Below are 12,965 nucleotides of genomic sequence, written 5' to 3'. Positions count from 1 at the left end.
ACAGTAACTTATGCTGTTAAGGGCGGAGCACGACTATTGAAGAAACGACTAAAAGGTCGCTTAAAGGAAATGGCTTGGAACTCAACCGAAATATAACTCTGCTGAGCCAATTGAAAATGAAAGGGCGTACTGGTTATCGCATGTTGCAACTGGTGCTGATGTAAGCACAGCGAACAATGGGACTTAGGGTCTTCATTGGCATGGGAAATACTGTGAACAGCAATGGCCACAGACAATAGCACCAACATGGCAGCAAGCCATATCGCTAGGGTGCGTCTTGTTTGCATCACACTATTCAAACCATACTTCCTCAAATAATTTGGCAGGCGATTGTATGTTAAGCACAACTAAAGTTGCAAACCGATTTACCTAAGCCGCAGGGCTTAAATGTTACAAGAGGTATACGATAGTTTGTTGAAGGAGTTCGTTGAAAGGCTTTGTTGGAGCGAAATCACTCTAAGCACCTCATCACGGCATCATAGAGTCAGGTCGCTTCGCCTTATGAGGGAGAATTCGAGCCTGACTCCGCCATCAAAAAAAATAGCGAGGGCGTGTTTAAACTAAGGCCGCAACCGAGTCTCGCTCGACTAAGTTGGATAAAAATAGGTGAGTATTGCGTGATTCCGCCGTGGCATTTGAGGCTAACTTAATGGCTAAATCTGTAGCGTAATTGGCCATTTCCTCAATCGGGTAATGCATGGTCGTCAATCGAGGACGGCAAGCACGGGCAATGGATAAGTCATCAAAACCAATCACAGAGACATCTTCTGGCACCCTAATTCCCGCCGCGAATAAGGCATGAATCGCACCAATCGCCATTAAGTCGTTATAAGCTAAGATGGCCGTGAATGGTGTGCCTCTTGCGAGTAAGGCTTGTACTGCGGCTTCGCCACCTTCCATATTGGCGGTGGACTCTTCGATAGCATCCAATGGCAACTTCATATCCCGCAACAACAGAGCTTGGCGTACCCCCAATATGCGTGAAGCAGGATCGCGGTTTTGGTAAATACTGGTGATCACAGCGAAATCTTTATGGCCGCGGTCGAGTAAGTAATTAGTCGCCTCTTGGGCACTGGTCACGTTGTCGAGCCAAACGCAGCGATCGGCAATTTTAGGGATAAAGCGGTTGATGATCACAAGGCCGGGGATTTGCTCAGTGAGGCCGATTAAGGTCGACTCATCCGAATACTCACTGTGGAGAATAATAGCGTCACAGTTTTGATCGCGCAGGGATTCAATCGCATCGATTTCAGACTGAGTCTCATAAAGCGAGTTACGCATAATCAAGCCATAACCACGCTCACGGGCAGCACGTTCCGCACCGCAGGCTAAGCTGCTAAAAAACGACATAGATAAATTCGGCGTGACGATACCAATCGTATTAGTACTCCGTTTAACAAGCGCTTTGGCGTTCGAGTTTGGGCGATAGTTAAGTTGTTCTATCACCTTCTGCACCCGTGTGCGGCACTGGGCGCCAACCTTGCCCTGACCGTTAACAACCCGTGATACAGTTGCAATTGAGACACCCGCCACTCTCGCGACATCTTTTATGGTAGCCAATTTATCCCCTTTAACCGGAAATCGTACTATGAATGAATTAACCTATCGGCCTTGTATCGAGACAAGATCATTAGGGCACAAAGGGTAAAAATAAAACTGCCGAAAGACAATAATAAACGCATAGCAAACAAGGTACTATCCGTTTGATTGCCCGCTAAACTGGCATCAAAACCAACTAAATTAAGTAGCTCACCAGACCCTAGCATTGCCAATACTAAACTCATGCTGATGACGGTATGGTGGCGACTGACTAAATAAGGACTGATATCTTGCCCAGTATCGCGACCCAATTCGGTGAGCATATTGGGGATAATACTGGTCATCGCCGTCCAAATAGCGGCACCAATCACAGCATCTATCCACAATGCCCAATAACCATACGGCGTATACACATACCATTTGAGCAAACTGCCTAAAACCGTAAATACGAGTACTTTTTGTAATGTCGCCACCGCTCCCCACTGCTTAACACCACGGGCGAGCAAGGGTAAATACAAGGCTCCCGCTATCGCATAGCCACTCGATAACGCGCCCTTGAGCGTTGAGCCTTCGGTCACGTCACCTGCAGCCACAAAATACACCAGTAGGTAATAATCAAAACTGATGCAAATCCCCACGGCGCCAAATTGCAATGCCGAGATCCACAGTAATCGGTTGACCTGCCTTTGAGTATGCGCGCTCAAGGTTGGCGCCATCTCTGTTGCGATTTTCATCCGGCTATCGCCTAATCGCACCCGCTCAGGGGCGAATTGCCAAGCGACTAAAGTACATAAACTGCCGATTAAGCCTAAGCCCACCAGCCAACCTATTATTCGTACACCGCTCGTTGCATCAGTAAAAAAGGCCAGCTGAGTTAATGGGAATAACCAAAAGTACAAAACGGCGGCAATCTTCTCGAACAAGGTAATGTGGCTAAACACTCCTTGCCCATCGCCGCTCATCAAAGCCAAACGAAAGGCTAATAGCTTTAAGGTGAGGATCAGCACTGTCATTGAAAGGCTGTAGCACAAACAAAACGCCACTAACACAGACCACTGCCAAGCCATAGGCCAATCTGCTGGGACCATCCACAAGAAGCCAAATAACACGGCGGTTACCCAACCACAGGTTAATATTATCCGCCGTTCGGTCCACAATTGTCGCTGCAACAACGACATAATTCGCCCCGAAAGCGTGGCACCACAGACGATAGGTAAACTCAGCAAAGCGCCTAAGAGTAAGGGATCTAAGCCACGCAGCATTTGATAATAGGGTAAGGCTAACGCGACTAACCCTTGCTGGGCGATAAATGCCGCGAAAAAGCCTGCACCAAGCACCCATTGCAGGTGCTTTTTAGGCGCTAAATCTAGGCTATGACTTACGGCATCACTCGCAGAGTTATCTTCTCGCGGAGCCCTGTTAGCCTTATTCGCGTGGCTTATCGATATAGCCCTTACCTCTTAATTAAATTTATTTCAGATAAGACGAGATTATGGCCTTTATCCCTCGCCTTGATTTCATAATCCTTTGCCACAAACCCCAACTGCACGCCCTGTAATTTGCTCAGCGCCTCAGCGTCGAACGTATAGGGTTCAGAATGAGGATAATTCATCGGCATAAACATAGGATAAGCCTTTGTTAATACAGTCGGCATGGGTGATAAATCGGCTACAGGCATGGTAATGGATTGCCATCCAGCCTGCAATGTCACAACCGTGCCATAGGCGAGCCCATGCTCATTTAACAGTGCGACAGACACATGCTCATTAGCTTGGTCGGCATAGATACGTAGTTGCACGGCATCGTATCCCTTAAGGTTGCGTTGTGACAGCGCATTATCCTTAGCGGGTGAGATACGCACGAGCACATTGTCCGCCTCTGAACCTGTAGCAGATGTCACTAGACTTGGGATATAAAGTTGCAACCCAAGCCCTTGATCTCGCACACCACTTTGGAAACGCCATTCACTACGGGCATTTTGTGGGTAGATTAAATTGTCCCTATCGAGCGAAGCATTAAACAAGCTCACCGGAGTGCCTTTCGCGCGCCACTCAAATTGATAAAAAGCTGCACCGCTACTCTTCACAAAATCCCACTCATTCGGATTTCCCTCGGCATTACCGGGGAGGCTTGTTTGACCAGAGGCTTGTTGAGTCACTACAAAGGCATACTCAATCGCCCCTGTTCGCTGCCAGTTTTTGACATCAGTGAGGGTTTGACGATAGACACTGCCATGGGCCTCCATCGGATAAACCTTAAACTCACTATCACCAAGATAGCGAACATAAAGCTCAACTTTATCTATGGCTTTGGCATCCATCACGCTAGCGCTAAAGGTGAGTGCATCACCTTGATTCAGCGCCTGCAGATTTTGGTGCACTAAGGCTAAGGTTTGATGCGGCATAGGCGGCAGATAATAATGGTCATCAATCTTGGACTGAGTTGAAGCAAGTAAGGATTTATTTTTAGCGACTAAATACTTGCCCGGCGTTAACTGCACTGTGCCTTTGCTGGCTTGTAGCGAAGCGCGATTACCTTGATTGACACCTTGCAGCCAATATTGTTGGCCTAAATCCGACAGAGCCAGATTAAAATGCCGCGAAGCTTGATACAAACGCACAGCTTCACGCTTTAAACTCGAGTTCTGATGTGGATCGGTTAGGGCTAAGGCATCGGGATACACTTCTAATTGCCATAACCCATCGCTGAGCTTATCTAAAAAGTAGCTACCATTGCCGTCATAATTAACGATCGCAGAACTGCCAACGCCAGCGATATGCTCAAGTTTTGTAGGCGCTTGTGGCTTTTCATCTGTGCTATTACTGTAATAAAAACGCGCTGGCTGATTTAATACACTGACATCGTGGCCATAATCTAAAGTCACATCAGCAAAATGGTTACTTTGCGGATAAGCACCGCCCTCAAAACCGCGGGGAACTTGCCTGAATACCTCACCTGCAATCAAAAAACTGATGGCTTTGGATGGGGTATACAGCAGATTGAGAAAATGGGTGTTGTACTCAGCATTACTGTTAGCAATCACAGCTGAATCGTAGGCAAACTGGGTCGCCCATTGGAAACCTGCCTCACGGAAACTGCGTGCCATTGCCGGATACATGACACTGCCCGTGACATCTGCAGCATCAAACTCATAAATCATTTTCGCCTTCGTCTTACAAGCTTCAATATCGGCGAAAGGATTAGTGTAATGGGCAACATTGACCAGAGTATTACTGTTAATCCGGCTCATTTTTACCAGCCCAGTCGGATACCACTGATAGGCAATTCCATCGATATTAGAATCGCATACCGCTTTTGCAAAGGCTGGGTTGTCGCCCTGCTCGCTAATGTTATAAAACAGCGGTTTCGTTACGCCACTCTCATGGCTCACCTTAATTAAGCCATTGATATAGTTTTGACTCTGATAAACATCGCCATGGTGACTCGGCTCGTTAAACAATTCAAAGGCAATAATGTTGGCATCCTGACCATAGGTCACACCGCTATAACGGTTCTTATGGGCAAAGAATTGTTTCAGATAAGTATGCGTCGCCGCAATAGCCTTAGGCTCAGTATTCATCTGCGCTTTAGTAAAGCCATTAGCAAATCCTTGAGTCTCTGTATCCGGCGCTGGATAACCATTACCCCACCACGCAATCGGGGTAATAATGGCGCGAATACCATTAGCGGCAAGCTTATTCAGTAAATAATCCAGCAGTTCTAGATGAACATTATCGACTAAGTTCCCTTTTGCATCGGAAACTTCTCTGTCAAAAACGTGCACGCGATAGCCCGTCACACCAAGACGCTTAAGATGCGCCACATCCATATCGATAGCGGCGTGCATATCAACACCGCTTTTAACCATTGCACGGTAGGTAAAGGCAAAGGGCGCAGAGTAATTCACGCCAAAGTTACGCACTTCACTGCCATCGTCTAGGTACAACACTCCGTCTTCAACCTTCGCATCAGCCGCAAACACACTCGCGCTCAATAACGGTAACAAAGGTGATAACGCAAGTACTGCTGCTAATTTGGTGAGTAATTTCATGCACAATTCCTTTTATTCTTCACTGTAGCCCGAAGGATTTTGACTTTGCCAACGCCAAGTATCCTGCATCATCTGGGTGAGATTGCGTTTAGCTTGCCAACCTAGCACAGTGCTGGCTTTATCGGCATTGGCCCAAAATGCAGCGAGATCGCCCGCGCGACGTGGCGCTATCTCATAGGGAACAGGCACACCACTCGCCTGTTCAAAGGCAGCGATAATGTCCAGCACTGACACACCTTGACCCGTTCCTAAGTTGAACGCTTCAATGCCACGCTGCTGTGGATGGTCTGCCAACCAATTAAGCGCCGCCGTATGGCCTTCGGCTAAATCCATCACATGCAGATAATCCCGTAAACAGGTGCCATCTTGCGTTGGATAATCACCACCAAAGACACTTAAATGGGCGCGACGACCCACTGCGACTTGGGCTAAATAAGGTAATAAATTATTCGGGATCCCCTTAGGATCTTCGCCTAAGTTACCGCTTTCGTGAGCACCGATAGGATTGAAATAACGTAGGGATACGCCCCTGAATTCAGGGTTAGCGGCCGCATAATCGGCCATAATGCGCTCGACCATCACCTTAGTCGCACCGTAGGGACTCGAAGGAGACCCTAGCGGCATTGACTCAAGATAAGGCACGCTTGCCTGCTCACCATAGACAGTTGCCGATGAACTAAAAATAAAATCAGTGACTTGATGGCGCTGCATGGCCTCAAGCAAACACACACTGCCGTGTACATTGGTTTGATAATAGGCCAGCGGTTTTTGTGTCGATTCGCCAACCGCTTTGAGCGCGGCGAAATGGATCACAGCATCAAATTGATGCGCCCCGAACACGGCATCTAATGCCGCGACATCACGAATATCACCACGGAAAAACTCGATGTGTTTACCCGTCATCGCTTCGATTCGTGCTAACGGCACCTCACTGGCATTACACAAATTATCAAACACCACGACTTGGTGGTCCTGTTGTAATAATGCCAACACGGTATGCGAACCTATGTAGCCTGCGCCACCCGTCACTAATACTTTCATTGTGTTACCACCAAGTTGTGTACAGTGCGATTAAGATAATCGCGATAATCGCAGTATGCAGATTAAAGGATGGCGTGGTCGCAAAAGACACTTGGCTTAAATCCACCGTCTTGCTTGGCTGCGTTCTTGGGCGCAGTAAAGACACCAACACACCGAGTCCTAAACACAAAAGGAACACCACGCTCATGCGATCCATAAAAGGCAATGTCGGCCAAGTAAACTTAAGCACAAATGAACCCACGGCAGATCCCAAAGCCGCCGCAATGGCGCCCGCAGGTGAAGCTTTACGCCAGAACATGCCCAGTAAGAAAATCACCACAATACCCGGCGTAAATACACCAGTAAACTCCTGAATATATTGGAAAGCTTGGTCAAATTTACCCAGTAGCGGCTCAGCCATGATCATCGCAATCACTAGGCTAACTAAGGTAGCCGCGCGGCCCACAAACACATAGTGAGTTTGTGATTTAGCTGGTTTGAGGTGACGATAGATATCCATAGTGAAAATGGTTGAAATACTGTTGGTCATCGAGGCTAATGACGAAACAATTGCCGCCACTAGCGCCGCAAACACTAATCCCTTAATCCCAACGGGCATCAGCTCTATCATCGACGGATAAGCTTGATCCGGCGCTGAAAGATTAGGATATAACACAACAGCGGCGATACCAGGCAACACCACAATAACCGGTACCAGTAGTTTTAAATAAGCCGCAAACGCCATGCCTTTTTGGGCTTCGCGGATATCTTTCGCCGCCAATGCGCGTTGAATAATATATTGGTTAAAGCCCCAATAGCTTAAGTTCATGATCCACATGCCGCCCACCAGCACAGAAATGCCGGGTAAGCTCATGTAAGCTGGATTATCACTGCTTAAGATCATGTCGAAATGTTCAGGTAACTTCTCGGTCAGCACACCAAAACCGGCTATCACACCCGCACCATCGGACACCGCATCTAAAGCCAAATAACTTAAGATTAATCCACCAAATACCAATAACACCACTTGGATGATATCTGTGTAGGCAACGGCTTTTAAGCCACCATAAAGCGAGTATGCCGTTGAAAAGATGGCCAGCATCATCATGCCCGTAAACCAATCGATTCCCGTGACCGTTTGAATCGCCAAACCACCGAGCCACAGCACAGCGGTTAAGTTTACAAACACATACACGGCAAGCCAGAATAGTGCGAGCACTGTCTTCACTCGGCTATCGAAGCACTGCTCTAAGTACTGCGGCATAGTGAAAATCTTGTTTTTCAAAAAGATAGGCAACATATACTTGCCGACCAATAGCAAGGTAATCGCCGCCATCCATTCATAGGAGGCAATGGCCAAACCTATGGCATAACCTGAACCTGACATGCCGATGATCTGCTCGGCCGAGATGTTTGAAGCAATTAACGAGGCACCAATCGCCCACCAAGGTAAGGCTTTACTGGCGAGGAAGTAATCTTCCGTATTACGTTCGTGATTTTTCTCCGAGCGTGAAATCCATAACGCGACCAACAACAGACCAATGGCGTAAATGGCTATGATGGCTATATCGAGTGTGGCGAGCTTCATATTCTGTACTCTTATTATTGTTTTATCTTATGTTGATACGCTAAACGGCAACGAAGGCCCCATCGACCGCATGACATAAATAGATATCGGCCTTAAGCCCTGTCGCCGCGTGATAGTCCTCGGCTAATGTGGCAAGCACCTTATCCACATGGCTACGCTCAGTCAGCGCGACCACACAACCACCGAAACCACCACCTGTCATGCGAGCACCGCCATGTTCGCCGAGCTTGTCGGCCAACAAGGACACTAGAATGTCTAACTGTGAGGTTGTGACTTCGAAATCATTTTTGAGTGAACGATGGGACTGCGCCATCAGCGTACTGATCTCTGCCATGTCGTGGCGATTCAGTGCGGCTAACATGTCGCAAGTACGAATACTTTCACTGATCACATGGTGGGCGCGGCGATAAAGCACAGGTTCAAGTTCGGCTTTAGCGGCATTAAGCTCAGCCAAAGTCACATCACGCAGTGAGGCTTTTCCTAAAAAGGCCGCCGCTTGTTCACATTGACCACGGCGCGTGTTGTATTCGCTATCGACTAAACCGCGCTTCACATTGGAGTTAACTATGATGATGGCGAGATCTGCAGGCATGCGGGCGTATTGGATTTCGAGGCTGCGACAATCAAGTAACATAGCGTTGTGCTGTTTACCCATGGCAGAAATCATTTGGTCCATAATGCCGCAGTTACACCCCACAAACTCATTCTCTGCTTGTTGACCCATCAGTGCTGCTTGCACGCCGGACAAGGGCAAGTCGTAAAGTGCTGCCATGGTCTTTAAGATCACCACTTCAAATGAGGCCGATGAGCTTAATCCCGCACCGCGAGGCACATTACCCTTCACTACTAAATCAGCGCCGCCAAAGTCAGGCAAGGCTTTGACTAATGCGATTAAGCTGCCGCGGACATAGTTGCTCCACGGCGAAACCTCATCAAAGCTGATGTCATCGAGGGAAAAGCTGACGCGCTCGCCAGCACAATCCAACGCCACCACATTGATAATGCGGTCGTTTCGAGTATGACCCGCCACCCAAGTGCCAAAATTGATCGCAGCGGGTAATACAAAACCGCCGTTGTAATCAGTATGGTCACCTATCAAATTGACTCGACCTGGCGCATGGCAAACTTGCTGAGCCGCATAGCCAAAGTGTTGTACAAACGCCTGCTCAAGCTGGGCGAGAATATCTGACTGAGTCACGGCTTGGCTCATAGCATGGATATTAATATCGTTAGTGCTATGTTGAGTAAGGTTCAACGTATCTTGATTCATGTTTAGGGCTTCATTTTATAGTGAACGGGTGACAACTGACGTAGGCGCTCGGCGGCCTGCTCAGGGGTGAGATCGCGCTGGGTTTCGGCGAGCATTTCGTAGCCCACCATAAACTTACGTACTGAAGCGCTGCGCAGCAGTGGTGGGAAGAAACTGGCATGTAATTGCCATTCATCGTGTGGTTCGCCATCAAAGGGCGCGCCGTGCCACCCCATGGAATAAGGGAATGAACACTGGAATAAATTGTCATAACGAATAGTGATTTGGCTGAGAATATCGGCCAAACTCGCCTGCTGGCTGGCGGTCAATTCCGTCATACGTTGAATCGCAAAGCGCGGCAATAACAGGGTTTCGAATGGCCAAGCGGCCCAATAAGGCACAACCACAGCCCAATCTTCATTGCTCACCACTAAACGATCACCGCTAGCGACCTCTTGCTCAACATAATCGGCAAGCAAAGCTTTACCCTGTTGTTTGAAGTACTCGCTCTGGCTCTGTTGTTTACGCGCAACCAGCGTGGGTAATTGGGTTTGTGCCCAAATTTGACCATGGGGATGCGGATTAGAACAGCCCATAACGGCACCTTTATTTTCAAACACTTGCACCCAAATGTAACGCTGAGATAAATCCGCGCACTGACGCTGCCATGTGCCAATCACCTTAATGATTGAATCGACTGATAGCTCAGGCAAGGTTTTCGCATGGTCGGGCGAAAAACAAATGACACGACTCTCACCTTGTTCAGTACGCATACGAAACAGCGGAGAATCCTGCTGCGCTTTAGGTGTATCCGCTTTTAATGCCGCAAAATCATTGGTAAATACAAACGTATCTGCGTAGTTCGGATTCACCTCACCATTAATACGCGTATTACCTGCACATAAAAAACAGTTTGGATCATGACTCGGTTTTGGCGCGTCATCGACCATTTCCACTTGGCCTTGCCAAGGACGTTTTGCCCTGTGGGGCGACACTAAAACCCATTCCCCGAGCAGCGGATTAAAGCGGCGATGAGGATGTTCAGTCGGATCAAATTCAGTGTTCATGATATTACTCAACTCATTCATGGAAATTAGAATTTCAGCTCAGCAGTTAACGGCACAGCTGTGTTTTCTGCCGCAAAAGAGGCTTTTAAGTGCGCGCCTTTTGCACCGTTATGCACTCGCACCAATGCGCTGGCGACGCCCTTTTCTGTCACTATCGCATCCGGATTGAGTACTTGAATCGCGCCATTGACTTCAAAACTCACCACCTTGTCATTCACTGGAACTGTGGTGCCATTGGCATCAACCAATCTGACATTCACAAACAGCACATCGCTGCCGGCGGAATTAATCGGCACACCTGTAGTATCGAGTGAAATCTCAAGCTCATGAATCGCTTGGGGAGTACGAACGCTGTGCGTCGCGACTAACTGATTGCCAATAAAGGCTTTAGCACTTAGCTCTCCCGCCTCAAAACTGGGCAGATGGAAAGTAAAAGGTGGATGGGGCAACTTGTCGGTATTCGCGCCGTTATCGGGTATTTGACGGGCAATTAATTTACCGTTTAGCCATAACTCGACGGCATCCGCGTTACTGAACACCCGAACATTTGGCGAAGAGTCCGCTTGCCAATCTGAGGCGATATACACCATAGGTCCGGCATTGTATTGGGTTGACGTTAGCGCGGGATCGCGCTGACTTTGGAACAGGTAATAGCTGAACTTAGGTTGACGATAGATGCTCATAATGCCCGAGGACTCTAAGTCATTCGCATAGCCACGGTTATAGTCAAACATCACCCAATAACCGTCGGCAAACGCGGGCGTGTGCAAATTATCGTTATGGGCTTCCTGTAGGTTCATTGCCTGTTGTAGTAAACGCTTTTCACCGGCACCGAGTAACTGGCGACTGGTGCGTTCATCATCCTTAAGATCGGCCCACGCCTGTTGGTTTAGGCCAGCATTTTGGGCGTAGTATTCCCAATCGCCGTATTCAGACACATTGTATGGCTGAGTCGGTGTTTGATAATGCTGCATTCTATGTTGACGAGCTTGCAGATAGATATCGTATTGCGTTTGCCAACCTGCAGACATTGCACCAGGAAGTTCCGCCTGAATGATGGCTTTCAGGTTGTCGATAAAGGCCACTGGCATTGGAGTTTCATTGAGCGAGCATTCCCACGCTAACACGCTGGCGTGGTTACGATCGCGGCGCAGTAGATCTCTGCAAGACTGATACACATGCTCAGCAAACTCAGGCTCAGGTGAGAAATACTGCCAACCTAATACGGCATCAATCAGCACTAGCCCAACTTCATCGGCGGCGTCCATAAAGGCGGGCGAATGGGGATAGTGAGATAAGCGGACATAATCAAATCCGGCTTCTTTGATCTTGATGGCATCACGGTAATCGGCTTGTTTTGAGGTGGCATAACCGACATGGGGATAATCTTGATGACGATTTATACCGCGCAGGAAATAGGGTTCGCCGTTAATCAACAATTCATGCTTGGCATTAAAGGCAAATTCACGGATACCGACCTTATTACTGCTTCGCTCGAGCAAGGTGTTGCCTTGCCAGAGTTCAGTCTGCAATTGATAAAGATTCGGATGGGTTGGATGCCATAACTTTGGCTGTTTTACCGTTAAGTTCTGGCTGAAAACTTGCTGGCTATTAGCTGCCAAAGTGTAGCTTTGCGCTATTGTTGCAACCACTTTACCGTCGAACTCAAGCACCTGTTTTAAGGTGAACTGAGCCGCTTTACTGCCTTGATTACGGATATCGGCCTGAACGGCCACACTCGCCTTAGCCTTATCGTCGATCTTGCTCGAAATCACTAAACCACCACGGTTCGGTAAATTCGTCAGCATCTCATCGCTGATGTGCAGCGGTGCTTTAATGAATAAATTAACGTCGCGGTACAAACCACCATAGGTATTAAAGTCGAGTAAATGTAGTGGTTTAGGACCGGTAATTGGATTGTCGTTATTGTCTAACGCCACCCGTAACTGGTTGTCCGCACCGTAATTAACCGCAGCTGAAATATCGATGCTGAAAGGAAGGTATCCGCCTAAATGTTCACCCACAGGTTTATCGTTTAACCAGACTTTAGTGTGGTTCATTGCACCTTCAAAACGCAGGTAAAGCCGCTGTCCTTGCCAAGATTTAGGAGCATTAAATTGCTTTTGATACAGGGCAATACCCTGCCATTGGTCATTGACCAGTAGGGGTTCAAGCTTTGGTGTATGGGGTAAGCTCACTTTTTCCCATGCTTTAGCCTCAGGCTGAAACGCGGTAGCGTGGGCGGGTGACTTTTGGAATTGCCAATCTTCGTTGAACGACAATTTGATGGCAGTCTGCGCCTGTGGCGAAGCCTGCACTTGCACGCTGGAGATACACAGCAATGCTATTGCAAACAACAACTTGAAATACATACCAAGGTACCTTATTGACGGAATAACCAGAAATCCCGTAAGGGAAACAATATGAAATAAGGCGCCCGCCTCGGCGGGC

Annotated in this window: 9 protein-coding genes; all 9 read right to left on the bottom strand. The window is 48.1% G+C overall.

What is annotated here, in order from left to right:
• Positions 1 to 8: 8 nt before the first annotated feature.
• A complete protein-coding gene (locus BM607_RS10875; protein ID WP_071938423.1) occupies positions 9 to 299 on the bottom strand; it encodes a DUF2607 family protein in 291 nt (96 codons plus the stop codon).
• A 256-nt stretch (positions 300 to 555) separates the two neighbouring features.
• Entirely contained in the window at positions 556 to 1,560 is a 1,005-nt protein-coding gene (locus BM607_RS10870; RefSeq protein WP_012089951.1) for a LacI family DNA-binding transcriptional regulator, read from the bottom strand.
• Positions 1,561 to 1,586: 26 nt separating this feature from the next.
• Complete coding sequence (locus tag BM607_RS10865; RefSeq protein ID WP_087486521.1) at positions 1,587 to 2,876, bottom strand: MFS transporter; 1,290 nt, start codon at positions 2,874 to 2,876, stop codon at positions 1,587 to 1,589.
• A gap of 116 nt (positions 2,877 to 2,992) precedes the next feature.
• Positions 2,993 to 5,590 (bottom strand): hypothetical protein, encoded by a 2,598-nt coding sequence (locus tag BM607_RS10860; RefSeq protein WP_071938424.1) that lies wholly within the window; start codon positions 5,588 to 5,590, stop codon positions 2,993 to 2,995.
• 12 nt (positions 5,591 to 5,602) lie between these two features.
• Positions 5,603 to 6,631, bottom strand: a complete 1,029-nt coding sequence (gene galE, locus BM607_RS10855; protein ID WP_071938425.1) for a UDP-glucose 4-epimerase GalE — start codon at positions 6,629 to 6,631, stop codon at positions 5,603 to 5,605.
• A gap of 4 nt (positions 6,632 to 6,635) precedes the next feature.
• Positions 6,636 to 8,198, bottom strand: coding sequence for a sodium/sugar symporter (locus BM607_RS10850; RefSeq protein WP_012587005.1), 1,563 nt, complete (start codon positions 8,196 to 8,198; stop codon positions 6,636 to 6,638).
• A gap of 40 nt (positions 8,199 to 8,238) precedes the next feature.
• Complete coding sequence (gene galK, locus BM607_RS10845; protein ID WP_083548567.1) at positions 8,239 to 9,468, bottom strand: galactokinase; 1,230 nt, start codon at positions 9,466 to 9,468, stop codon at positions 8,239 to 8,241.
• Between the two features lie 2 nt (positions 9,469 to 9,470).
• Positions 9,471 to 10,514, bottom strand: coding sequence for a UDP-glucose--hexose-1-phosphate uridylyltransferase (locus BM607_RS10840; protein ID WP_170927465.1), 1,044 nt, complete (start codon positions 10,512 to 10,514; stop codon positions 9,471 to 9,473).
• Between the two features lie 26 nt (positions 10,515 to 10,540).
• Positions 10,541 to 12,886 carry a glycoside hydrolase family 2 TIM barrel-domain containing protein gene (locus tag BM607_RS10835; protein ID WP_071938427.1) on the bottom strand — a complete coding sequence of 782 codons (2,346 nt, stop codon included), beginning with the start codon at positions 12,884 to 12,886 and terminating at the stop codon, positions 10,541 to 10,543.
• Between the last annotated feature and the right edge of the window lie 79 nt (positions 12,887 to 12,965).

This window comes from Shewanella sp. SACH, from assembly GCF_001887095.2.
Classification (GTDB): Bacteria; Pseudomonadota; Gammaproteobacteria; order Enterobacterales; family Shewanellaceae; genus Shewanella; species Shewanella baltica.
Note: the sequence above shows the minus strand (reverse complement) of the source record. Positions and strands in the feature narration are given on the sequence as shown.